Annotated in this window: 26 protein-coding genes; 11 read left to right on the plus strand and 15 right to left on the minus strand. The window is 62.8% G+C overall.

The genetic code is table 11. The annotated features are described in order from the left end of the window. Nucleotides 1-14: 14 nt before the first annotated feature. Nucleotides 15-1,601 (plus strand): DHA2 family efflux MFS transporter permease subunit, encoded by a 1,587-nt coding sequence (locus tag CIT26_RS19595; protein WP_095494096.1) that lies wholly within the window; start codon nt 15-17, stop codon nt 1,599-1,601. 144 nt (nt 1,602-1,745) lie between these two features. On the opposite strand, the gene msrB is transcribed toward CIT26_RS19595, so the two are convergent. The 4 genes from msrB to CIT26_RS19615 all read right to left on the minus strand — a co-directional run bounded on the left by msrB (nt 1,746) and on the right by CIT26_RS19615 (nt 4,472). Continuing rightward, on the minus strand, nt 1,746-2,246 hold the full coding sequence (msrB, locus tag CIT26_RS19600; protein WP_095494149.1) for a peptide-methionine (R)-S-oxide reductase MsrB: 501 nt from the start codon (nt 2,244-2,246) through the stop codon (nt 1,746-1,748). 215 nt (nt 2,247-2,461) lie between these two features. Further along, nucleotides 2,462-3,019 (minus strand): fasciclin domain-containing protein, encoded by a 558-nt coding sequence (locus CIT26_RS19605; RefSeq protein ID WP_095494097.1) that lies wholly within the window; start codon nt 3,017-3,019, stop codon nt 2,462-2,464. Between the two features lie 218 nt (nt 3,020-3,237). Next, on the minus strand, nt 3,238-3,936 hold the full coding sequence (locus tag CIT26_RS19610; RefSeq protein WP_095494098.1) for an anti-sigma factor: 699 nt from the start codon (nt 3,934-3,936) through the stop codon (nt 3,238-3,240). Then, nucleotides 3,933-4,472 carry a sigma-70 family RNA polymerase sigma factor gene (locus CIT26_RS19615; RefSeq protein ID WP_095494150.1) on the minus strand — a complete coding sequence of 180 codons (540 nt, stop codon included), beginning with the start codon at nt 4,470-4,472 and terminating at the stop codon, nt 3,933-3,935. Before CIT26_RS19615 ends, CIT26_RS19610 begins: the two co-directional genes overlap by 4 nt. Before the next feature lie 183 nt (nt 4,473-4,655). On the opposite strand from CIT26_RS19615, the gene CIT26_RS19620 reads away from it, so the two are divergent. Together CIT26_RS19620 and argB are read left to right on the plus strand one after the other, a co-directional pair. Continuing rightward, complete coding sequence (locus tag CIT26_RS19620; RefSeq protein WP_095494099.1) at nt 4,656-6,152, plus strand: amidase; 1,497 nt, start codon at nt 4,656-4,658, stop codon at nt 6,150-6,152. 100 nt (nt 6,153-6,252) lie between these two features. Continuing rightward, nucleotides 6,253-7,146, plus strand: coding sequence for an acetylglutamate kinase (gene argB, locus CIT26_RS19625; protein ID WP_095494100.1), 894 nt, complete (start codon nt 6,253-6,255; stop codon nt 7,144-7,146). A gap of 49 nt (nt 7,147-7,195) precedes the next feature. Here argB and bchE read toward each other — a convergent pair whose 3' ends face one another. Together bchE and CIT26_RS19635 are read right to left on the minus strand one after the other, a co-directional pair. Next, complete coding sequence (gene bchE, locus CIT26_RS19630; protein ID WP_095494101.1) at nt 7,196-8,743, minus strand: magnesium-protoporphyrin IX monomethyl ester anaerobic oxidative cyclase; 1,548 nt, start codon at nt 8,741-8,743, stop codon at nt 7,196-7,198. A 119-nt stretch (nt 8,744-8,862) separates the two neighbouring features. Beyond that, nucleotides 8,863-9,339, minus strand: coding sequence for an Lrp/AsnC family transcriptional regulator (locus tag CIT26_RS19635; RefSeq protein ID WP_095494102.1), 477 nt, complete (start codon nt 9,337-9,339; stop codon nt 8,863-8,865). A 135-nt stretch (nt 9,340-9,474) separates the two neighbouring features. On the opposite strand from CIT26_RS19635, the gene phhA reads away from it, so the two are divergent. After that, on the plus strand, nt 9,475-10,311 hold the full coding sequence (gene phhA / locus CIT26_RS19640; RefSeq protein WP_095494103.1) for a phenylalanine 4-monooxygenase: 837 nt from the start codon (nt 9,475-9,477) through the stop codon (nt 10,309-10,311). Nucleotides 10,312-10,409: 98 nt separating this feature from the next. Here phhA and CIT26_RS19645 read toward each other — a convergent pair whose 3' ends face one another. The 3 genes from CIT26_RS19645 to CIT26_RS19650 all read right to left on the minus strand — a co-directional run bounded on the left by CIT26_RS19645 (nt 10,410) and on the right by CIT26_RS19650 (nt 12,952). Then, the gene (locus tag CIT26_RS19645) at nt 10,410-11,849 is read right to left on the minus strand and encodes a GMC oxidoreductase (protein WP_095494104.1); all 1,440 of its coding nucleotides are present in this window, start codon (nt 11,847-11,849) and stop codon (nt 10,410-10,412) included. Next, nucleotides 11,846-12,022 (minus strand): hypothetical protein, encoded by a 177-nt coding sequence (locus tag CIT26_RS36000; protein WP_167391440.1) that lies wholly within the window; start codon nt 12,020-12,022, stop codon nt 11,846-11,848. Before CIT26_RS36000 ends, CIT26_RS19645 begins: the two co-directional genes overlap by 4 nt. A gap of 168 nt (nt 12,023-12,190) precedes the next feature. After that, entirely contained in the window at nt 12,191-12,952 is a 762-nt protein-coding gene (locus CIT26_RS19650) for a GGDEF domain-containing protein (RefSeq protein WP_095494105.1), read from the minus strand. A 161-nt stretch (nt 12,953-13,113) separates the two neighbouring features. Between CIT26_RS19650 and CIT26_RS19655 the strand changes: the two genes are divergently transcribed. After that, a complete protein-coding gene (locus tag CIT26_RS19655; RefSeq protein WP_095494106.1) occupies nt 13,114-13,821 on the plus strand; it encodes a pyrimidine 5'-nucleotidase in 708 nt (235 codons plus the stop codon). Between the two features lie 40 nt (nt 13,822-13,861). Here the strand turns inward: CIT26_RS19655 and CIT26_RS19660 are convergent, their stop codons facing one another. Continuing rightward, nucleotides 13,862-14,701 (minus strand): LOG family protein, encoded by an 840-nt coding sequence (locus CIT26_RS19660; RefSeq protein WP_095494107.1) that lies wholly within the window; start codon nt 14,699-14,701, stop codon nt 13,862-13,864. Between the two features lie 143 nt (nt 14,702-14,844). Here CIT26_RS19660 and dapD point away from each other — a divergent pair, with 143 nt between their 5' ends. From dapD to CIT26_RS19690, 6 genes are all read left to right on the plus strand, one after another. After that, a complete protein-coding gene (gene dapD / locus CIT26_RS19665; protein ID WP_095494108.1) occupies nt 14,845-15,699 on the plus strand; it encodes a 2,3,4,5-tetrahydropyridine-2,6-dicarboxylate N-succinyltransferase in 855 nt (284 codons plus the stop codon). Beyond that, the gene (locus CIT26_RS38310; RefSeq protein ID WP_280178796.1) at nt 15,650-16,099 is read left to right on the plus strand and encodes a DUF805 domain-containing protein; all 450 of its coding nucleotides are present in this window, start codon (nt 15,650-15,652) and stop codon (nt 16,097-16,099) included. Before dapD ends, CIT26_RS38310 begins: the two co-directional genes overlap by 50 nt. Before the next feature lie 21 nt (nt 16,100-16,120). After that, entirely contained in the window at nt 16,121-16,843 is a 723-nt protein-coding gene (locus CIT26_RS19675; RefSeq protein ID WP_095494110.1) for a hypothetical protein, read from the plus strand. Nucleotides 16,844-16,927: 84 nt separating this feature from the next. Continuing rightward, complete coding sequence (locus CIT26_RS19680; RefSeq protein ID WP_095494111.1) at nt 16,928-18,097, plus strand: GGDEF domain-containing protein; 1,170 nt, start codon at nt 16,928-16,930, stop codon at nt 18,095-18,097. 285 nt (nt 18,098-18,382) lie between these two features. After that, nucleotides 18,383-19,582 carry a succinyl-diaminopimelate desuccinylase gene (dapE, locus tag CIT26_RS19685; protein WP_095494112.1) on the plus strand — a complete coding sequence of 400 codons (1,200 nt, stop codon included), beginning with the start codon at nt 18,383-18,385 and terminating at the stop codon, nt 19,580-19,582. 2 nt (nt 19,583-19,584) lie between these two features. After that, nucleotides 19,585-20,178: a transporter gene (locus tag CIT26_RS19690; RefSeq protein WP_095494113.1), complete on the plus strand. Its 594-nt coding sequence runs from the start codon at nt 19,585-19,587 to the stop codon at nt 20,176-20,178. Here CIT26_RS19690 and truA read toward each other — a convergent pair. The 5 genes from truA to def form a co-directional block, all read right to left on the minus strand. Then, nucleotides 20,175-20,930, minus strand: coding sequence for a tRNA pseudouridine(38-40) synthase TruA (gene truA, locus CIT26_RS19695; protein WP_095494114.1), 756 nt, complete (start codon nt 20,928-20,930; stop codon nt 20,175-20,177). The genes CIT26_RS19690 and truA overlap by 4 nt on opposite strands. 17 nt (nt 20,931-20,947) lie before the next feature. Beyond that, nucleotides 20,948-21,457, minus strand: a complete 510-nt coding sequence (locus CIT26_RS19700) for a GNAT family N-acetyltransferase (RefSeq protein WP_095494115.1) — start codon at nt 21,455-21,457, stop codon at nt 20,948-20,950. After that, nucleotides 21,454-22,389, minus strand: coding sequence for a methionyl-tRNA formyltransferase (fmt, locus tag CIT26_RS19705; protein ID WP_095494116.1), 936 nt, complete (start codon nt 22,387-22,389; stop codon nt 21,454-21,456). Before fmt ends, CIT26_RS19700 begins: the two co-directional genes overlap by 4 nt. A 31-nt stretch (nt 22,390-22,420) precedes the next feature. Then, complete coding sequence (locus CIT26_RS19710) at nt 22,421-22,726, minus strand: plasmid stabilization protein (protein ID WP_095494117.1); 306 nt, start codon at nt 22,724-22,726, stop codon at nt 22,421-22,423. Between the two features lie 93 nt (nt 22,727-22,819). Further along, nucleotides 22,820-23,365 (minus strand): peptide deformylase, encoded by a 546-nt coding sequence (gene def, locus CIT26_RS19715; RefSeq protein WP_095494118.1) that lies wholly within the window; start codon nt 23,363-23,365, stop codon nt 22,820-22,822. Nucleotides 23,366-23,499: the final 134 nt, after the last annotated feature.

Raw genomic sequence — 23,499 nt, forward strand, 5'->3', positions numbered from 1 at the left:
CCCGGAGCAACGCCATGGCGACCGCAACCCTGACCGCGGGATCGGCGCCGGCCAAGTCGGTCGATCACATCGAGCCGCGCCGCATCATCGCCTTCCTGGCGATGGTGTTCGGCATGTTCATGGCGATCCTCGATATCCAGATCGTCTCGGCCTCGCTGGCCGAAATCCAGGCGGGCTTGAGCGCAAGCTCCGACGAAATTCCGTGGGTGCAGACTGCCTATCTGATCGCCGAAGTCATCATGATCCCGCTGTCCGGTTTTCTCAGCCGGATGCTGTCGACGCGCGTGCTGTTCACCGTCTCCGCGGCTGGCTTCACCGCGGCCAGCGCGCTGGCGGCGACCGCCACCAACATCGACCAGATGATCGTCTACCGCGCCATCCAGGGCTTCATCGGCGGCGGCATGATTCCAAGCGTCTTCGCTGCCGCCTTCACCATCTTCCCGCCGTCGCGCCGCGCCATGGTGTCGCCGATGATCGGCCTGGTGGCGACGCTGGCGCCGACCATCGGCCCGACCGTCGGCGGCTACATCAGCCATGCCACGTCATGGCACTGGCTGTTTCTGATCAATGTGGTGCCCGGCATCCTGGTGACCGCCGCGGCGTGGTCGCTGATCGACTTCGACAAGCCCAATCTCAGCCTGTTCCGCAAGTTCGACTGGTGGGGCCTTGCCGGCATGGCGGCCTTCCTCGGCTCGCTGGAATATGTGCTCGAGGAAGGTCCAAACAACGACTGGCTCCAAGACCAGGCCGTGTTCGTCTGCGCCATCCTGATGACGGCCGGCGCGGTGCTGTTCTTTTGGCGCGCCTTCACCGCAGAGGAGCCGATCGTCGACCTGAAAGCCTTCACCAATGTCAACTTCGCTTTCGGCTCGCTGTTCTCCTTCGTCATCGGCATCGGCCTCTACGGCCTGACCTATCTCTATCCGGTGTACCTCGGGCGTATCCGCGGCTACGATTCCCTGATGATCGGCGAGGCGCTGTTCGTCAGCGGGCTGGCGATGTTCGCCACCGCGCCGATTTCCGGCATCCTGTCGCGCAAGATGGATCCGCGGCTGATGATGATGATCGGCTTCTTCGGCTTCGCAGCCGGCACCTGGCGCATGACCTATCTGACCGCCGACTGGGATTTCTGGGAGCTTTTGGTGCCGCAGATCCTGCGCGGCGCCTCGATGATGCTGTGCATGGTGCCGATCAACAACATTGCGCTGGGAACGCTGCCGCCTGACCGGCTGAAGAATGCATCCGGCCTGTTCAACCTCACCCGCAATCTCGGCGGCGCTGTCGGCCTTGCCGTCATCAACACCGTGCTGATCGATCGCAACGCCTTCCACTACGCAAGGATGGCTGAGCATGTGCAATGGGGCAGTGCCGAGGCGCAGACCAAGCTGCAGAACATGACGCTCGACCTCCAGCAGAATGCCGGCCTGGACGCGTCCAAGGCGGCGATCTCCAAACTGTCTGCTATGGTCCAGCAGCAGGCCTCGCTGCTGTCCTTCATGGACGTGTTCTATCTCTTGACGGCGCTGTTCGCCACGCTGGCGATCTTCACCATGGTCATCCGCAAGCCGGCCGAGCAGGCGGGCGGAGGTGGCGGACACTGATAGCGCAACTTGGCGCGTCCAAAGGACGCGCGGCGCTCTAATGCATGTCGCGCAAAAGTGCGCAGCGGTTTTGCGATAACGACATGCATAAGACAACAACCTAAAGCGCGTCGCGTGAGGCCGGTCAAACGCGAGCGCTTTAGGTCAGGCGGTGGCCGGCTTGAAGGTCAAGGCGACGCCGTTGATGCAATGACGCAAGCCGGTCGGCGGCGGGCCGTCGTCGAAGACATGCCCGAGATGACCGCCGCAGCGGCGGCAGTGGACTTCGGTTCGGGTCATGCCGAGGGACCTGTCCACGGTCATGCCGACGGCGTTGGGAATCTCCTGCCAGAAGCTCGGCCAGCCGGTGCCGGAATCGAACTTCGTCTCGGAGGAATAGAGCGGCAGGTCGCAGCCGGCGCAGGCGAAAATGCCCTTGCGGTGTTCGTTGAGCAGCGGGCTGGTGCCGGGATATTCGGTGCCTTCCTTGCGCAGCACATTGAAAGCCGCATCGGACAGGATGGCGCGCCACTCGGCCTCGGTCTTGGTGACCTCGAAGGTTTCGGTCGCGTGTGCGTCCTGCGGCCGGCCCATGCGCAGCGCTGCTGCCGTGCCTGCCAACAATGCCACAGCGGCACCGCTCCAAAGAAAATCGCGCCGGATCATCACCATTCCTCCTATGTCCCTTTGCCAAATTCGACCGTCACATGGAAATCAAAAGCTGGTGACGGCCAGTTCCCGACAACGGGCACTCCGCACCTGCCCCACGCCAACAGCGGCGGCGCGGAGTGTACGCTTGCCGATTGCGCGGGTCACGCAAGCGGAACCCGCGCACTCGGCATCGTGCCTCAGCCATATCTTCGCTGGCGACGACCCCTTCGTTACATCTTCGGCAGGAGAACCTTGTCGATGACGTGGATAACGCCGTTCGACTGCTCGACATCGGCGACCGTCACATTGGCGACATTGCCGTTCTCGTCGGTCACGGTGACCTTGCCGCCGTCGGCCTTGAGCGTCAGCTCGCAGCCGCCAGCCGTCTTGACCTTGTGCGCGCCACCATCGTCCATGGCCATCTTGGCGACGTCGGCGGCCATCGCCTTGGCACCGATGACGTGGCAGGTCAGGATATTGACCAGCTTGTCCTTGTTTTCGGGCTTGAGCAGCGTGTTGACGGTGCCGGCCGGAAGTGCTGCAAAGGCCTCGTTGGTCGGCGCGAACACGGTGAAGGGACCGGCACTCTGGAGCGTGTCGACGAGACCACCGGCCTTGACGGCCGCGACCAGCGTCGTGTGATCCTTCGAATTGACGGCGTTCTCGACGATGTTCCTGGTGGCATACATGGCGGCGCCGCCGACCATCGGATTCTGGGCATAGGCGGCGGTGGCGAGCGCGGAGACGGCGACCGTTCCGGCAAACAAAAGGGTGGCGAACTTACGCATTATTTCTATCTCCTCAGTTTATTTTCTTCCCCTCTTTGGGGCGCAAGGAGATACGGGGGATAAATGCCCGAGTTTCGCCGTTCAGGAGAAAATTTTATTTTTTGTAACGGCGAGCATGATTTTCAGGGCAGGAACCTTACAGCCTACATGCTTCCAAGCTAACGTCACCACAGGCGATAGATTTAAAATCTTCTCGAAAAGTCGGCAGACAGAGGCGATCAGATGCTCTTCAGATCGCCCGCAGCGACCACAGGGCCGGTCGGCTGGCCGGTCGGCGAACCGCCGGCCGGCTCGAGGCTGACCGCAAGAACGGCGCCCTGCGCAAGTTTTTCCTGCACGGCCCGGGATATGGTCATACGCGCGGTCTGACCGGCCGGGATGACGCCCATCGAGACCGGCGCGTTCTTGCCTTCGATCATCCACAGCTCGAAATCCTTGCCGGCGGCGCGCTCGCCGGAGACATGCGACAAGCCGACCTCGCGATGGGCAGCGTCATAGACGGCAAGATATCTGACGTCGCTGCCGTCGGCAGCCAGCGAGGCGATGAGCCGCGGCTGCTCGACCGGCGGGTTGAAGTACGGCACGGCGACATAGATCGCCAGCGCCGCGACAGCGGCGGCGGCAAGGCCGCGCCAGAAGGCAAGGCTCGACCACAGACCGGCGCGAGGCCCTGCAACGAACAGCCGGCGATCCAATGCCTCCTTGACCCTGATCGGCGGCTCTGTCTCCGGATAGGCGGCGGCCATCGGCGAAAGATGCGCCTCCCAGGCATCGACAAGGCGCGCGAAAGCGGCGTCCGCGTCGATGCGGCGTGACGCGATCTCGCGTTCGTCCGCGTCAAGCACGCCAAGAGCGTATTCGGCGGCGAACAGGTCGTCGCCCCCAGGTTCCGGTCCGTTATCCTCTGCCGGCGTCATCTTTCCAGACACTCTCTGAGCTTCAACAGGCTGCGCCGCAGCCAGGTCCGCATCGTGTTCAGCGGCACGCCATGGCGTGCGGCCAATTCGGCATAGCTTTCGCCATCCAGATAGGCGCTCCGGACGGCCGCCGCCCGGTCCTTTTCCAATTCATCGAGACAACGATAGATGCGCTCGGATTCACCGCCCGCAACAGCCGCAGCCTCTGGTCCCGGCGCCGGATCGGCCACGTCCAGCGCGGCATCGATGTAGGCGGCAGGCTCTCGCCGCGCCCTTATCCGGTCGATCGCATGATTGCGCGCAATGGCCACCAGCCAGGAAATCGGGCTTAGATCCGAGACGGCGAAACGATCCGCCTTCGTCCATATCTTGACGAAGACCTCTTGCAGCGCCTCTTCTGCCTCTCCCCGGTCCTTCAATACACGAAGGCAGACGCCAAAAAGTTTCGCGCTGGTCTGCCGGTAGAGCAGATCGAACGCAGCCCGGTCCTTCATCGAAGTCCGGATAATCAGATTGCTGATATCCTGCGGCGTCATCGGCTGCCAAATTAGGCGATTGCAATCTATTTGCAACGGCGGAAGCGTTCTGGGCAGCGAGAGCGTCGTGAACTTCGATTGCCAAGAAAAGAGCCGATTTTGTTTGAGCATCGGATTTTCTCAAAACCGGTTTCCACTTTTGGGTCCGATGCTCTAGCTTGCCAATATTTGGGGGAAGCAAGAATGTCCGTCGAACGGGCCTTGTGGGAACATGACGCAATCGGCCTGGCCGGCATGGTGCGCAAGGGAGAAATCTCGCCGCAGGAACTCGTCGATGCGGCGATCGCGCGGGCCGAGGCCACTCGCCCGGACATCAATGCCATCGCCGAGCCGCTTTACGAGGCGGCGCGGACGCGGGCGAAAACCATCGACCGCAAGCTGCCGCTGGCCGGTGTGCCCTTTGCCCTGAAGGATCTCGGCATCGCTATGAAAGGCGTGCCGACGCACGGCGGCAGCCGCATTCCGGCTTTCGTTGCCGATTTCGACTCGGTGATGACCGAACGCCATCTGGCCGCCGGCCTTGTCCCGATCGCCACCAGCACCTCGCCCGAACATGGGCTGAGGCTGATGACCGAATCCACCGCTTTCGGCATCACCCGCAATCCGTGGAATACGGCCCATACCAGCGGCGGCTCGTCCGGGGGTGCGGCGGCGCTGGTCGCGGCCGGCGTCGTGCCGGTGGCACATGCTTCGGATGGCGGTGGCTCGATCCGCGTTCCCGCCGCCTGCACCGGGCTGGTCGGGCTGAAAACCTCGCGCGGCCGTGTGCCGCTGTCGCCGCTCGTCACCGAAAGCTGGTACGGTCTGGTCGTCGACCACGCGGTTGCCCGCTCGGTCCGGGATTCGGCCTTGCTGCTCGACCTGACGCATGGACCCGATCCGCTGTCACCGTATGCGGCGCCGCCGCCGAGGGGAACTTTTGCCGCCGCGGCGGCGCGCGACCCCGGCAAGCTGAAACTGGCCGTCTATCGGAAATCGCCGCTCGGCCTGCCGATATCGGCCGAGACGCTGACGGCACTGGACATGGCTATAGCATTGGCGCGCGAAGGCGGCCATACGATCGAGGAGATCGACCTGCCCTATATCGGTCGCGACTTCATCGCCGATTTCGCCAGGACGGTGGCTGCGGCAGTCGCCGGCGCGATGCGCATTGAAGTCTTGCGCGTCGGCCGCTCCGTTTCGGGCGACGTCGAGCGCTCCACGCGTCTGATGAGCCGCTTCGGCGAGATCGTCTCGGCCGGCGAGATCTACGCCGGCCTGCAGCGGCTGCACGCCACGTCGCGCCGCCTGATCACCGAGACCGCGCCGTACGATGCCGTGCTGATGCCTGTTATCGCCCATCCGCCGCTCGCCTGCGGCGCCATGGACCCGAAGGGCGCCGATGCGTTCATAGAGGACGTGCTCGACAGGCTGCGGCTTGCCCGTCTGCTGAAATTCAAGCCGCTGTTCGGCGAGTTGATGGACAAGAGCCTGTGGTTCACCCACTGGCCGGCGATCCAGAACGTCAGCGGCCAACCGTCGATCGCGCTGCCTGTCCATGTCACCGATGCCGGCCTGCCGCTCGGCATCCAGGCCGCCGGCCGCCCCGGCGACGAGGAGACCTTGTTGTCGTTCGCCGCGCAAATGGAAAAGATTTCGGGATGGCAGGCGCGGCGGGCGCCGCTGCAGATGCCGGCATAAAAGCGGGCCGATTTAACCTGATGTGACAGCAAAGCCGTTTGCCCCCTGCTCCAATTCCCGCTAAGACGCCGCCGTTCATGCCAAGCTGGGAACCATGCCGATGACGGACCTCGCCGCCACCGCCGAAATGCAGGCCGCGCTGCTTTCGAGGGCGCTGCCCTATATGCAGCGCTACGAAAACAAGACGGTCGTGGTGAAATATGGCGGCCATGCCATGGGCGACATTGCACTCGGCAAGGCCTTCGCCCGCGACATCGCGCTGCTGAAACAATCCGGCGTCAACCCGATCGTCGTCCATGGCGGCGGGCCGCAGATCGGCGCCATGCTGAGCAAGATGGGCATCGAATCGAAGTTCGAGGGCGGCCTGCGCGTCACCGACCAGAAGACGGTCGAGATCGTCGAGATGGTGCTGGCCGGCTCGATCAACAAGGAGATCGTCGCGCTGATCAATGCCGAGGGCGAATGGGCGATCGGCTTGTGCGGCAAGGACGGCAATATGGTTTTCGCCGAAAAGGCGCGCAAGACGATGATCGACCCGGACTCCAATATCGAGCGCGTGCTCGATCTCGGCTTCGTCGGCGAGCCGATCGAGGTCGACCGCACGCTGCTCGACCTTCTGGCGCGGTCCGAAATGATCCCGGTGCTGGCGCCGGTGGCGCCGGGCCGCGACGGCCACACCTACAACATCAATGCCGACACCTTCGCCGGCGCGATTGCCGGTGCCTGCCAGGCGACACGCCTTTTGTTCCTCACCGACGTGCCCGGCGTGCTCGACAAGAACAAGAAGCTCATCGATGAGCTGACCGTGGCCGAGGCCAAGGCCTTGATCAAGGACGGCACGGTGTCGGGCGGCATGATCCCCAAGGTCGAGACCTGCATCGAGGCGATCGAGCGCGGCGTCGAGGGCGTCGTCATCCTCAACGGCAAGACGCCGCATTCCGTGCTGCTCGAACTGTTTACCGAACACGGCGCCGGCACGCTGATCGTGCCTTGAGCGCAGGCTGACAGCTTGTCGGGCTTTGTTGGGTCGGCCATTGTTGGACTCAGGCGCTCGGCGAAATCCCGATGGCGGGTTCGGCAGGCTTGCGGACCTGATGTAAGAACGTCATCGATTGCTCTTCCTCGTCCTGCGGTGCACCCCAGAACGCGGCCAGCGTCGGACCGTCGTCAAGACGGCGATCCCGCGCGAGAAAGCCCCAGACTTCGCGGAACCAGACGCGGCGGCCCATTTTTGTATACCAGCGCATCGAATGCCGTTGCTCTGGATCCTTGTGGAACAGGACACGCGTCAGGGCCTTGGGTCGGGACTGCACCGCCAGTTCGATCAGCTTGACGCTGAAGAACAGCATCCACGGCTTGAGCCGGGTCATCCGCAGCACCTGATGCTTGTAGTCCCACAGGCGGGCGTCCAGCTGGATCACCTTGCGGTCCCTGGCGATCCTGAAGAACGGCGTCCAGCGGTGCGGCGTGACATACAGCGCCTGGATCTGGTCCGGGTCGTAGGCGATGAGCTGCCGGAAGCCGCGCCAGAGATCGCGAAAACGCTCGTCCTCGAAACCGACCACCCAGGTCGCCATCGACAGGATGCCATTGAGGCGCAGCAGCCGGATCGCCTCGCGGTCAGATGAAGTGCTGCCGCCCTTGCGGATCAATGCAAGCGTCTGCTCGTCGGTGTTTTCCATGCCCAGCAGCCAACGGATGACGCCTGCCTTGCGGTAGAGATGCAGGCTGTCGGCATCGCGAACGATGTCGTCGGCGCGGGTTGAGCCGACGATCAGGACCGGCACGTTCTCGGCGATCATCGCATCGAGAAAGGCGCGCCATGCTTTTTTGGACGAGGTCGGGTTCTCGTCGGCAAGGTTGATCAGCTCGACGCCGTGCTCGCGGTGCAGCCAGGCGATCTCCTGCGCGAATTTCACGGGGTCGCGATGCCGCCATCGCGTCCAGAAGCCGCGCTGGCCGCAATAGTTGCACAGATGCGGGCAGCCTCGGGAAAACTGCATGACCACCGCGCGCTTGCCGCCCCAATAACTGTAACGACTGACATCGATCAGGTCCCAGCCGACGCGGTATTCATCAAGGTCGGCGATGGTGCCTGCCGCCTTGGTGGCAAAGGGACGGCGCAAATCGTCGCGAAAGGCGATGCCCGCCACGTCAGACAGCGGCCGGCGCCTTTGCAGCGCCTCGACCAGGGCGACGATGGTCGCCTCGCCTTCGCCGCGCACGATGAAGTCGAAGACATCCGTTTCGGCAAGGATGTCGCGCCAGTGATAGGTCGGGAACACACCGCCATAGATCACCATCGTCGCCGGGCCGCGGTGCTTGACAATTCGTGCAATCTCCAGGGCTGTCGGGTGCGCCGAGGTCGAACCGGAATGGCCGATCAGAATGCAATCGGGATGATCGCTCAACGCATCTTGCACGGCCGCGGCAAGCGGCATCGGTCCGAACTCGGCATCGACGAGCCGCACGTCATGGCCGGCGTCGATCAGCGGGCCGCCCAGTGCCAGCAGGCCGAGCGGCGGCAAATGGTCGTCGGGCACGCGGCTGCCGATTGCGGTATGCGGCGGATTGATCAGGACGATTTTCATGAAGGACCTTTTGCGATGGCGGTCCGATCATCCTGGTCGGCGATCTGGGCCTGCAGCTGGCCCGGTTCAGCAGTTTCCGTGCAGCTTTTCCGCAGAAATGCAGACGGCGAGATACAATTTCATCGCCTGAGGTGCCCAAGCGGCACGTGGCCCGGCCCCTTGATGTTCTGCAGCACGAGCTGCGTGTGGACATCGCGCACGCCGTCGAGCCGCATCAGCCGGTGCATGACAAAGGCGTTGAGCTCGTCGACCGACGGCACCATCACATGCAGCAGGAAATCGTAGTCGCCGGTCAGCGTCCAGCACGACGACACCTCGTCCATGCGCTGCACGGCGGCGATGAAGGTTTCGGGCGAACCGTCGCTGTGGGTTACCAGGCGCACCTGAATGAACACTTCGACCATCAGGCCGATGGCGCGGCGGCTGAGCACAGCGGCAAAGCCCTTGATGATGCCGGCGCTCTGAAGAGCCTCGAAGCGGCGCGCGCATGGCGTCGTCGACAGGCCGATCTCCTGGGCCAGTTCGGACACAGGCTTGCGCCCATCGCGCTGCAAGATATCGAGCATCTTGATCTCAAAATCGTCAAACTGAGGCACTTTCACTCTCCTGCAGCTTTGCTGTGGTGGCTTTTACCTCAAATCGCCTGTTCGGGCCATCATCAAAGCGGATTTGCCTCACCGGACCCGGCTAAACTTTTATAATGTTAGTCGTGATTTCCAGGGAGAACAGCCATGACGATGAGCGTTGCCGATTACGCCCGCGAATGCGCGGCCCAAGGCCTTCGCGGCGACTATTCGGTCTGCCGTGCCGATTTCACGGTGGAGCAGAGCTACAACTACACCGCCGACGAGCAGGCGGTGTGGCGTACGCTGTGCGACCGCCAGACGAAGCTGACTAAAAAGTTGGCACACCGTTCCTATCTCGACGGCGTCGCCACGCTGGGCCTGCTCGACAAGATTCCGGATTTCGGTGTCGTCAGCGAAAAGCTGCGCAAGCTTACCGGTTGGGAAATCGTCGCCGTGCCGGGCCTCATTCCCGCACCAGCCTTCTTCGTCCACCTCGCCAACCGCCGCTTTCCGGTCACCAACTGGCTGCGGACGAAACAAGAGCTCGACTACATCGTCGAGCCGGATATGTTCCACGACTTCTTCGGCCATGTGCCGGCGCTGACGCAGCCGGTCTTTGCCGATTTCATGCAGATGTATGGCGAGAAGGCCGAGCATCTGATCGCGCTCGGTGGTGACGAGATGATCAGCCGCCTCTACTGGTACACTGTCGAATACGGGCTGATCCAGGAACCAGGCCAACCGCTGAAGGCTTTCGGCGCCGGGCTGATGTCGTCCTTTGCGGAACTTCAATTCGCGATTGAAAGCAAGGACGCGCACCATGTCCCCTTCGAACTGGAAACGGTGATGCGCACCAGCTACGAGATCGACAAGTTCCAGCGCGCCTATTTCGTGCTGCCGTCCTTCGACGTTTTGCGCGATGCCTTCCAGAACGTCGCCGAAATGGCAGCGATCATCGGACGCCACAAGGGCAAGCCGGCGCTCGACCCGGCGAAACTTTAGACACTGGCAGGCTCGGACGCTCGCAGCCGATCGGCGCGGGCGTCATTGGTGGCGCACTGTGATGACGACCCCTCGGCCGGCCCGGCTGGGCCGGCCATCTACACGCCAATGAGTTTGCCGAGGTGATCGCCCAGCCGGCAGGCCAATGCGATGATTGTCGTCGTCGGGTTGCATTCGCCGGACGTGCAGAACACGGAGGAACCGCCGACATAGAGATTGTCCATGCCGTGCACCTTCGAGTTGGCGTCCACCACGCTCTTGGTCACATTCGTGCCCATACGCGTGCCGCCCATATGGTGGTGACCGGCCAGTTCCTCATTCGTCGGATAGTCCCCGCCACTGGCGAGCCAGTCGGCGATGCGCACCCGGCCGAGATCCTCCCGGACGAGCGTCTTGCCGAACAGCCTCAAGCCCTCGAGGAGCGTACGGCGCTCCAGCTCCGACTTTTTCCAGTGCAGCTCGATGCGCGGCACGCCGGCAGGATCGACATCGGTCTTCGACAACCGGATCTGGTTCGAGGCCAGCGGCGCCTGTTCCCAGGCGACATAGAGCTGGGCGGCGCAGCGCAGGTTCTGGCTGAGCTGATAAGACACCCATTCGGCCATCTCGGGCGCCGTGCAGGCGAGGTCGGCGATGACGCTTTTGATGCCGGGGTACGGTGTCTCGATCAGCCTGATGCCGAAATTCATGATTCCGAGGCGCTCCATGGCCGCCAGCGTCGGCGAGAAGAAAGCCTCGTTGGTGGCGTCGACCTCGAACTCGCTATAGTCGGCGAGGATGGCATTGCCGCCCTCGAAGGTCGGATGCTCCATCCAATAGCGGCCGAGCGCTGTCGCCTTCGGCACCACGCCGCCGTTCGAGCGCTGGTTCGACCACAGAAGCAGCCGCGAGTTTTCCAAGCCGCCGGTGCAGACGACAAAATAGTCGGCGGTGAAAGAGCCGGCATCCTGGCCGTTCGACCACAGTTTGGCGCCGGTTACCCTCTTGCCGTCGCCGGTAAGCTCGGTGGCATAGGTGCTGAGCACCACGGCCACGTTCCTGCTCCTGTCGAGTTCGTCGGCGAATTTTTCGCCGAAGCGTACGGCCGGGCTCTTGATCAGCTGCACCCAGCGAATATCGTCCGAGATCGGCACATCCGGCCGGAAGTCGGGAAGTTCCAGGATGTCCTGGACTTCGGGCAGATAAGGCTCGATGTCGGCACGGCTGATGGGCCAGCCGGTATCCGGCGCCCAGGCCTTGGGCTCGAAATCTTGGCCGTCGAGCACCCGGCACCAGCCGGCCCAGTGATTGGAGCTGCCGCCCATGAAGCGCAACCGGGTGACGTCGAGATCGAAATAGGGGTCGCCGACCGTGACGCCGCGGTAGAAATCCTGCGAATCGTCGCCGAACTCGCGAGAGCCGGCCTCCAGCACCACAACAGGAATGCCGGCCGCGCCGAGTTTCCTGGCGATCGTGGTGCCGGCTGGCCCGGAGCCGAGAATGCAGACCTTGGCGGTGAAATTCGCAGCGCGAAATGCCTCATAGCTGTCGAAGATCAAGTGAGGTCGCTCCTTTTGAGGATCCAACCATTGACCTCGATGATCGCGTCCGGATCGGTATCGGGCAGCTTGCGGAACAGCGACAGGGCCGGCAATGCGATCAGCACCTGCATGATCGTGCGGCGCGATATTTTCTTGGTGAAGAAACTCATGTTCTTGGTTAAGGAACTCATGGCACGTCTCTCGATGGGCTTCGATCCACGCATGGCGTTCCCTGAACGGCACATGCTCGCCAGGAGAAGCCAATTCCGTGCCAAACTAGCGGCACACTTTGCTTAAGCCGTGTAAGCGGCCCGGCTGAGTCCAAACAGCGTTAGGATTTCCTTAATGCGCGAGACCGCTCAGGCCGCTTCGGAAATGTCCCTGTCCAGGATGGTCAGATTGCGGCCGCGATGCTTGGCCTGGTAAAGGCAGCGGTCGGCGGCACGCATCAGATCCGATACGCCGGCATCCTCGCCGCAGGTAACACCAACGATGCTGACGGTGAGGGGTATGACCCGCTCATCGACGGGACGGAAGCGGATCAGCTCGACTTCACCGCGAATGCGTTCGGCGACGCGTTTGGCTTCCTGTTCGGTGGCGCCGACCAGAAACGCACCGAATTCCTCGCCGCCGATGCGGCCGATCACGTCGCCGCTGCGCACGCCGCGCTCGATCGCGCTTGCAATGAGGAGCAACGCCTCGTCGCCGGTCAGATGGCCGTAGCTGTCGTTGATGATCTTGAAGTGGTCGGCATCGATGATCAGCAACGCACCGCGATCGGATTTACGCCGGGAGGCCTCGAGCGCCGCAAAGAAGCTCTCGCGGTTGAGCATGCCGGTCATGTCGTCGCGGCTCACCTTTTCCGACAGGCGCCGATGCGCTGCGGCGAGCTGTGCATGAGCGCGGGCGAGGTCGCGATGGGCGCTTTTCAACCTCTCGCTCTGCCAGAAGGTGTAGGCGCTAGCGATCCAGGCAAGCGCGAGCGGGCAGACCGTGGATGTTAGCCAGATCGTGCGGTTGAACGGGAAGCCGATTGCCGGGACGATGATCAGCGTCAACAAAAGCGAGACCGCGACAGAGGCGAAAGCGACGGCGGCAGACTTCAGAAATATGCGGCTCATCGCTGGTTCCCCCTGAACCGACTCTGTGCCAGCAAGCCCTGAATGCCACCTTTCGGCGATGCTTAAAGTTTGAATCATGGCGCCATTTTCGCCACTCGCAACGCGCATAAGTTGTGGATAAAGCCTCTGCCAAAAGCACTGTTTCGTGCCATAAGGATTGCATGACCACGCTCCCGGATCCCGCCCGTTTTGCCCATGTCACCGACTGGGTGTTCGACCTCGACAACACGCTCTATCCGCACCATTCGAACCTGTTCTCGCAGATCGACGTGAAGATGACCGCCTATGTCGGAGAACTGCTGACGCTGCCACGCGACGATGCCCGCAAGCTGCAGAAGGAACTCTACCGGGAATACGGCACGACGCTGAACGGTCTGATGGCGCGCCACGGCATCGATCCCGACGATTTTCTCGAAAAGGTCCATGATATCGACTATTCCTGGCTGGTTCCCGATCCCGTTCTCGGCACCGCCATCCGCCAGCTTCCCGGCCGCAAGTTCATCTTCACCAATGGCGACCGCAGGCATGCCGAACGCACCGCGCGCCAGCTCGGCATCCTTGATCATTTCGACGACATCTTCGATATCGTCGCTGCCGGGCTGAACCCCAAGCCGGCGCGCCGCACCTACGAGAAGTTTGCGGAACTCCACGCCGTCACCGGCCACAATGCGGTGATGTTCGAGGATCTGGCCCGCAACCTGTCCGTGCCGAAATCGCTGGGCATGACCACGGTGCTGGTCGTGCCGCGCAACTTCGAGCCGACCTTCTCGGAGATCTGGGAACGTGATCCGGCCAACGAGGACGATGTGGATTTCGTCACCGACGACCTTGCCGAATTCCTCACCGCGATCGTCGACGTCACCGCTTGAGGCGGTTGCTTCGTGCAGCCGGATCGATACAGCCCGCGGCCTAAAGCTGGTAGAAGCGGCTGATGATCCCCCAGGCCTCGTCGGCGGTGTCGACGAAATCGATGATGTCCTGGTCGCCGGGGGTGATCGTGCCTTGCTCGGCGAGGAAATCGAGGTCGATCGCCCTTTTCCAGAACGCCTTGCCGAACAGGATCACCGGCACGCGCTCCATGCGGCCGGTCTGGATCAGGGTCAGCGTCTCGAAGAATTCGTCCATCGTGCCGAAGCCGCCCGGAAACACCGCGACAGCCTTGGCGCGCATGACAAAGTGCATCTTGCGGACAGCGAAATAGTGGAAGTTGAAACAGAGCTCCGGCGTCACATAGGCATTCGGCGCCTGCTCGTGCGGCAACACGATGTTGAGGCCGATCGACGGTGCGCCGACATCGTCGGCGCCGCGATTGCCGGCTTCCATGACGCCGGGTCCGCCGCCTGTCACCACGACGAATTCGCGATAATAAGAGGTGGCCGACTGCTGCGAGCAGAGGCGGGCGAATTTTCGCGCTTCCTCGTAATATTTACTGTTTTTCTCGAGGTTCTTCTTCTGCGTCTCGTTTTTGGCTGCCCAGGCTTCACCGTCCGGCTCGGGGATGCGCGCCCCGCCGAACAGGATGACGGTCGAGCGGATGCCGCGCTCGGCCAGGATCATCTCCGGCTTCAACAGTTCGAGTTGCAGTCTGACCGCGCGCAATTCGCGCCGCGTCATGAAGTCGGGATCGTTCCAGGCCAGCCGGTAGGTCTCGGCACGCGTCTGCGGCGTGTCCGGCACGCTTTTCGACCGCTCCAGATCCTCGTCCGAATGCGGCAGCGGCGTCCACCCCGCCTTTTCCATAGGAGTCATACTACCTACCCGTCCAATTATTCACTTGCGCCGTCCCGTGACGCAGCCGCGATTGACCCTCACCAAGCCTTCACATAGGGTCCGGCGACTTTCAAAACAGGTTAAGGTGCGGCCCCTTAACAGCTTGGTAATGGAGCGAATTCATGTCGAAACCCGATCTGACGAGCCTCGAAAACACCATCGAAACCGCCTTCGAGGAACGCGAGACGATTTCGACGGCAACCCGCGGCGCGACGCGCGACGCCATCCAGTCGGCGCTCGACCTGCTCGATCGGGGTATCGCCCGCGTTGCCGAGCGGCAGGCCGACGGCAAATGGCATGTCAACCAGTGGCTGAAGAAAGCGGTGCTGCTGTCGTTCCGGCTCAACCCGATGGAGATCATCAAGGGTGGTCCCGGCCAGGCCGTGTGGTGGGACAAGGTGCCGTCGAAATTCGACGGCTGGAGCGCCATCGATTTCGAGAAGGCAGGTTTCCGCGCCGTGCCGTCGTCGATCGTGCGGCGCTCCGCCTATGTCGCGCCAGGTGCCGTGCTGATGCCGTCCTTCGTCAATGTCGGCGCCTATGTCGACAGCGGCACCATGGTCGACACATGGGCCTCGGTCGGCTCCTGCGCCCAGATCGGCAAGAATGTGCATCTGTCGGGCGGCGTCGGCATCGGCGGCGTGCTGGAGCCGATGCAGGCCGGCCCCACCATCATCGAGGATAATTGCTTCATCGGCGCACGCTCCGAGGTGGTCGAAGGCTGCATCGTGCGCGAGGGCTCGGTGCTCGGCATGGGCGTCTTCATCGGTCAGTCGACCAAGATCGTCGACCGCGCCACCGGTGAGGTCTTCTACGGCGAAGTGCCGGCCAATTCCGTCGTCGTCGCCGGCTCGATGCCCGGCAAGCCGTTGCCCAATGGCGAGCCCGGTCCGAGCCTCTACTGCGCCGTCATCGTCAAGCGCGTCGATGCCAGGACCCGCTCCAAAACCTCGATCAACGAACTGCTTCGCGATTGATCCTTCGCAAAAAAACGGACGCACCCGCTTGCTCGACAGACCTCGATTTCTATGGCTTTTCTTCAGCCTTTCCGGGCGAGTGAACCCAAGTGCCTACGTTTTGGCCGGTCTTTTGCCGCTCCTGGTTCAGCTTTTCCTGCTCTACCAGTTCTCGCGAACGCCGCTAGGCACTGCCGCAAGTCAGTACTGGGCGCTCGCCTGGTGGATCGCCGTGGTTGTCTCGACATGGTCGACCTTTGCGCTAACGGCGAAGCGGTTCCATGATTTCGGCAAGCCTACCTACTACGCATTGATCTCTCTCATCGTCGGCGCCATTCTCCTTATTATTTTGGCCTTCTTCAAAAGCGATCCCGGACCCAATCGCTACGGCAAACGCACCAATGCGCCGGCCGAATCCTGAGCGCCGGTCGGGTATCTAGCCATGCGCTACCGCACGCTTGATTCGAAACTGATCATCGAAACTGCCGAGCGACTGGAAAAACGCGTCTCCGAGCGTTTTCCCGATGCAGGCTTGCGTGGCGTCGCCATCGAACTCGTGTCGCTGTCGCGTGATCTGGCCAAGGCGGCGAAGGCGCTGGAAGCGCCGATCTGGTGGCTGCGCGGCATCGTCATCGCCGCCATTGCCGCCGGCGCGCTGACGTTCCTGTTCGTCGGCACCATCCTGCCGCTCGGCCGTATCTCGGGCACCCACGATGCCATCCAGTCGGTGCAAGGCATCGAATCCCTGATCAACATGATCATCCTCGCGATGCTCGGCTTCCTGGCCCTGATCCGAACCGAGGAGCGCATCAAGCGCAAGCAGGTGTTTCGCAAGCTTCACGGCTTGCGATCGCTGATCCATGTCATCGACATGCATCAGCTGACCAAAGATCCGGCAGCGCTTTCAACCGATTTCAAGCCGACATCGCATTCACCGGCACGCATAACCGACCGTGCCGATCTCGCCCGCTACCTCGACTATTGCTCCGAAATGCTGTCGATCACCGGCAAGATCGCCGCGCTGTTCGCCCAGTCGGTCAACGACAATGTGGTCGTCGATGGTGTCAACGACATCGAAACCCTGAGCTCCAACCTGTCGCGGAAGATCTGGCAAAAGATCACCCTGATCGACGGTTCGTTGCGGTCGGCTCGTCCAGGTACCTAAGCTAATCTTAATCACCTTGGTCCAGCATGCCCGTGGAGACTGTGTCGCCCGGCACGGAGCGCTCGACTGGCACGCGACGAACCCTTGGCCAACCCGAAAACGCGCGGAAAGCGAAGTGCCGGCGCGCGGCTGTTCGCCTGGTTTTCCTCGCCGATGAGAGCGGAACCGGAAGCTGTCCGTGCGCGGCTTCTCGATACCACCTTCGACCGCAAATTCGCTGTCCTGTTCGGCACCATCAGCGTCCTGGTGCTGGCAGTCAGCGCCGCGGTCGTCACCGGCGACCGGTGGCCTTACGCCTGGATCGCGGCCGACCTCATCCTGTTTGCCGTCCGCTTCCTGCTGATGCGGGAATGTGAGCGGGCCCGCAAGCGTGGGGGAACGGGGCCGCTGGCAGGCCTCATGGCCGCCGGGGGCCCGTGGTCGGTGATTTTCGGCCTCGGCTGCTATGGCTGCGTCGTCAGCGGGCATATGGCGCTCGCCGTTTTGGCTGCCCTGAATGTCGCAGGCGTCGTCGGCGTGGTGTCGTCGCGCAACGCAGCGACTCCGCGCTACGCCATATTCGTCATGCTGGCCGTAAGCCTGCCTTTCCTGGTTGGCGCGCTGTTTTCTCCAGCGCCCGGAATGTCTATCGTCGGATTTCAAGTGCCGTTCTATGTGGCCGGCGTCATCATCGTGTTGCTTCAAAATCATGCGATCAACGCCCGCATGATCCGCGCCGAACTGGACAATCGCGATCTGGCGATCAAGGACGCCCTGACCGGCCTGCCGAACCGCATCTTCCTCCAGGAGAAACTGCGCGGCATGTGCAGCGAGCTTGCGGCGCCGGCCGCAAACGGCGGCAGGCCGTTTGCCGTGCTCAGCATGGATCTCGACGGCTTCAAACACGTCAATGACCGCTTCGGCCACGCGGTCGGCGACATGCTGCTGCGCAAGGTGGCCGAACGATTGAAACGCGCTTTCCGAGCGGGGGATGTGGTCTTTCGCATCGGCGGTGACGAATTCGTCATCCTGCTGCCCGACACATCCGAGATTGAAGCCACCTACCTGGCAAAGCGGGCCATTGAGAAGATTTCGGTGCCTTTCGACCTTGGCGTGGGCACCGCAATACCCATCGGGTTGAGCATTGGAAGCGCCTTTGCGCCTGCCGACGGCGGCGAGCCGGAACTCCTCCTCACCTGTTCCGATCACGCGCTCTACGAAGCCAAGCGCACCGGCAAGGGCCGTTACTGGGCGCATGTGCGGGCCGCGAACTGACGATCCCAGCGATCATCGGGCCTTTGTAGCCTCCGTCCATCCAATATCCAGCTAAAAGCGCGTTGCGTCAGAAGCGATTCGTGCGACGCGCTTTAAGTCTTTGTTCTTATGCATGTTGTTGTCCCAGAACCGCTGCGCACCCACGGATCAAGCCCGAGCGCATGCTTTTGGGCGACATGCGTTAGGCCTTCGACTATACGCCATGAAAACCATAATGTCGGCGGGATGGCTGGCCCTTATGTCTGGCCGTGACAGGCCTTGCGCTTTCGACTATCGCTTTTGCCCATGACGTTGCCGACCGATCCTGCTGCAAATCTCGCCGCCCTCATCCGCTGCCCCTCGGTGACGCCCATTGAGGGCGGGGCACTGAGCACACTGGAAAAAATGCTGAACCCACTCGGCTTTTCCGTCGAGCGGCCGGTATTTTCCGAGAACGGCACACCCGATATCGAAAATCTCTATGCGCGGCGCTCCGGCAACGGTCCGCACCTGATGTTCGCCGGGCATACCGACGTGGTGCCGGTCGGCGACGAGGCCTCATGGACGCATCCGCCTTTCGCCGCCGAGATCGCCAAGGGCGAGCTGTTCGGCCGCGGTGCCGTCGACATGAAGGGCGGCATCGCCTGCTTTATCGCCGCGGTGGCGCGCCATCTCGGTTCGAAAGGCGGTCTGAAAGGCTCGGTCTCGCTGCTGATCACCGGCGACGAAGAAGGGCCGGCCATCAACGGCACGACAAAGCTGCTCGAATGGGCGGCCGCCAAGGGCGAGAAATGGGATGCGTCGATCGTCGGCGAGCCGACCAATCCCGAGGCGCTGGGCGACATGATCAAGATCGGCCGGCGCGGCTCTTTGTCCGGCAGCATCATCGTCAGCGGCCGCCAGGGCCACGCGGCCTATCCGCAGCTTGCCGACAACCCGGTGCGCGGGCTGATGACGCTGGTCGACGCCTTGCTGCACCCGGTCTTCGACAAAGGCACCAAGGACTTCCAGCCGACCAATCTGGAGGTGACCTCGATCGATGTCGGCAATCCAGCCACCAATGTCATTCCGGCAAAGGCGACCGCCACCTTCAACATCCGCTTCAACGACACATGGACCGCCGACACCATCCAGGCGGAAATCCACAACCGTCTCGACAAGGCGGCGAAGCGCAAGAAATACCGGGCCGGCAAGACGACCGCAGTCGACTACGACCTCGTCTGGCGCGACCGGCCGAGCCACGTCTTCCTCACCCGCGACGACCGGCTGATCGAAGCGCTCAGCGGTTCGGTCAAGGCGGTGATCGGCAGGAAGCCAGCGCTTTCCACCTCCGGTGGTACCTCCGACGCGCGCTTCATCAAGGACTATTGTCCGGTGGTCGAGTTCGGGCTGGTCGGCAAGACCATGCACATGGTCGATGAACGCGTCGCGCTTGCCGACCTCGAGACGCTGACGCAGATCTATCAGCGCTTCATCGAAGACTGGTTCGAGCAAGGCGCATCGTAATCATGCTTTCGTCGGAGGAAACCTATGCTTCGCTGACCGGCGCCTGGCGACTGATGCTCGGCAAGGCCGACGGGCTGCGCCAGCTTGACCTTTCGGCCGACGGTTTCTGGAATTCCTTCTTCGCCATCGTCGTCGCGGCGCCGGCGCTGATCGTCGGTTGGGTCGGCCTTGCCAACGAGATCGGCGATCCGAATGCATTCGCGGGGCGCTTCAGCATGCTCATCCGTCTGGCGACGGTCGACATAGGCGCCTGGGTGTTGCCGCTCGTCGGTCTTGCCCTGGTCGCACCGCGCGCCGGCATTGGCGGACGCTTCGTCCACTATGTCGTCGCCAGCAACTGGGCGTCGGCGATCATTGCCTGGATGATGTTGCCAGCGGCGTTGATCAGGCTTTTCCTGCCGTCCACCAACGAGTTCGCCGTACTGGCGTCGCTGCTTTTGTTCGCGCTGTCGATGATCCTGACCTGGCGGATGACAAACGTCGCCATCGGCAGGGGCGCGGCTGTCGGCACCGCCGTCTTCGCCGGCATGTTCGTGGCGTCGCTGGTCGTTCTGTTCGGCCTGCAGGCGCTGCTCGGCATCGGTGCGCCGAATTAGTCGACTTCCGGATAATCTACGCCAACGAGAAAAAGCCCATCGGGCGGCGCCACCTGGCCACAGGCTGCACGGTCGCGCGCAGCGAGCGCCGCCTTCAGGTCGGCAATTGTCCAGCCGCGTTCGCCGACGCGCTTCAGCGAACCGACCATCGAGCGCACCTGATTGTGCAGGAACGACCGCGCCGAGGCTCGCACTTCGATCACGTCACCCAGCCGACTGACGTCCAGCCGATCGAGCGTTCGGACCGGGCTGTCGGCCTGGCACTGGGTCGAGCGGAACGTGGTGAAATCATGCCGCCCCAGCAGCACCTTCGCCGCCTCGTGCATGGCCTCGGCGTCGAGCCGCTTCGGCACCCACCAGATCTTGCCCTTGTCGAGTGCCGCCGGCGCGCGCCGGTTGACGATGCGGTAGAGATAGTGGCGGCCGATCGCCGAGAAACGCGCATCGAAGCTATCAGGCACGACGGCCGCCTTGAGGATGGCGATGCGCGCCTTGGCCGTTTGCAGGTGGGCATTGACGGCATCGCGCACCTTGTCATCAGGCCATGCCTTGACGAGATCGACATGCGCCACTTGACCGGTCGCATGGACGCCGGCATCGGTGCGGCCGGCGCCGCGCAGCGAGACCCGTTCGCCGCAGAATTTCTCGATCGCCTGTTCGATCGCCTGCTGCACCGAAGGCTGGTCTGCCTGGCGCTGCCAGCCGGCATAGAGGCTGCCGTCATATTCGATGTCGAGGCGAAAACGCGGCATTCCTAAGCAGGATGAGGTTAGGCGGCGAGCGCGGAGCTAAAGGCCGAGGCGTAGACCAGCTTGCCGGTCTCAGGCGCCTCGCCCCAGGCCAGCGCCTGCAGGGCTTCGCCCTGGTACTCGCTTTCGAACCTTTCGGCGCGCGCATGACTGTAGCCGAAGCGGCCATAATAAGCGGGATCGCCAAGCACAACCGCCAGCACCTCGCCGGCGTCCTTCAGGCGGATATGCGCCTCGCGGACCAGCGCACCGCCGATGCCGGTGCCATGGAATGACGGCTCGACCGCCAGAGGCGCCAGCGCCACCGCCGGAAAGCTCCTGCCGCCGCTCTGCACGAAAAGCCGCGAAAACAGGATATGGCCGACCACCTGTCCATCTTCTTCCGCCACCAGTTCGACGACGGCATCGCCGCCGCTGACCAGCGCGTCGACCAGTCCGGCCTCCGCCTGCTGGCCGAATGCGTGTTCCTCGACGAGGCGGATCGCCTCGCGGTCCCGCGGCGTTGCCGCGCGTATCGACATCATGCTCATGAGAATTTCATTCCTTCTTCGAGCTTGGCCCCGCGCAGAAATTCCTGCGCGGCAATGGGCCTTCCGCCCGCACGTTGAACTTCGACCAGCCTGATCGCGCCTGACCCGCAGGCGACCGTCAGCCGGTCGTCGAGAATTCCTCCCGGCTCGCCGGCGCCTTGCGAAAGCGTCGAGCGAAGCAGTTTCAGCCGCTCCAAGCGGCCGCCAATTTCGGTCTCGCACCATGCGCCGGGAAAGGGCGACAGGCCGCGAATATGATCGTGGACTTCGCCAGCAGGCCGCGTCCAGTCCACGCGCGTCTCCGCTTTATCGATCTTTTTGGCGTAGGTCACCCCCTCCGTCGCCTGTGCGGTAAATGTCAGGGCATCCCGTTCCATTCGTGCCAGCGCTTCCGCCATCAGCGCGGCACTAATGTGCATCAACCGATCGTGCAGTTCGCCGGCCGTCATATCGGGGCCGATGGCGCATTTTTCGACCATCGCCACCGGGCCGGTGTCCAAGCCCTCTTCCATCCGCATCACCATCATGCCTGTCTCGGTATCGCCGGCCATGATGGCGCGCTGGATAGGGGCGGCGCCGCGCCAGCGTGGCAAGAGCGACGCGTGACCATTGAGGCAGCCGAGCCGCGGCGCCTCGAGAATTGGTTTAGGCAACAGCAATCCATAGGCGACGACCACGGCGACGTCGGCCCGCAAGGCGCGGAACGCCTGCTGCTCGGCTTCGCTTTTCAGCGACACCGGCGTCCGCACCTCGATGCCCAGCCGCTCCGCCTCGCGCTCCACCGGCGACCGCGTCAGTTCCAGCCCGCGGCGACCGGCGGCGCGCGGCGGCTGGGTGTAGACGGCTTCTATCTCATGCCCGGCATCTGCGATCGCCAGCAGCGTCGGCACCGAGAATTCGGGCGTACCCATGAAGATGACGCGCAGGGGCATTTTTGTTCCGGGTCCGGTCTAGGTCTGGCCGCTAAGTCGGCTCAGTCGAAGTCGCGAACTTTGCGGGTCGGCGACCGAAGTCGCGTTTCCTTTCTGCTTCGATTTCGTTCATGACCTTGGCGAATTCATCGCCAATTGCGTTTTCAGCAGCGAAAGTCGCGCGAATAGCGTCCCATGCCGAAAGACCCGGCTCCAGCCTGGCTTGCCTTTCGGCGACCATGCCTTCGCGCAGAAGAGCGATCGCCTTGCCCGACAGGCTCTGGCCGCTCTTACGCGCCGCCTGCTCGATTTCCCGCTTCAAGGATTCGGGAATATTTCTGATCAGCATGTCGCTCATCGCGTCTCCATTTCCTGATCTGGAACAGGGCAGAGGGGCGCTGTCCCGCCAACATCTTCGAAAGGTTCAGCATCAAACTGCGCGAGTATCGCCCTATCCCACCAACTTGCCCGGCGCCTTGCTGCCTGATGGTTTGTCCCTGGCGAGCTTCTTGAACTTCTTCACCACCATGTCGCGCTTCAGCTTCGAGATGTGGTCGATGAACAGAACGCCGTTGAGATGGTCGATTTCGTGCTGCAGGCAAGTCGCCATCAACCCTTCGGCCTCGATCTCCTGCAGCTTGCCGTCGCGATCGAGATATTTCACCCGCACAGCGGCGGGTCGCTCGACCTCGGCATAGTAATCCGGGATCGACAGGCAACCTTCCTCGTAGACAGAGCGCTGATCGGCGCTCTCAAGAATCTCGGGATTGATGAAGACATGCGGCGCCGGCGTCTCGTCTTCCTTGGCGAGATCGATCACCAGCATGCGCAGCGGCTCGCCGACCTGGATCGCCGCCAGACCGATGCCCGGCGCATCATACATGGTGTCCAGCATATCGTCGGCCAGTTTGCGCAATGCGGCGTCGACGCGCTCGACCGGTTTCGAAACCTGGCGCAGGACGGGATCGGGAAGGATGATGAGCGGCTTGATCGACATGGCGTCTCACCTAAGACCTCGCACGAAAAGCGTCAACCGGGGCATTTGCAGCGTGTCGTAAGCAGATGAGTTGTCCGGATTAGGTAGCACGTGAGTTGTCCGGTTTTATCGCCAGCGCATCGAGGCTGGGGATG

Origin of the sequence: Mesorhizobium temperatum (assembly GCF_002284575.1) — a bacterium.
GTDB classification, from domain to species: Bacteria; Pseudomonadota; Alphaproteobacteria; order Rhizobiales; family Rhizobiaceae; genus Mesorhizobium; species Mesorhizobium temperatum.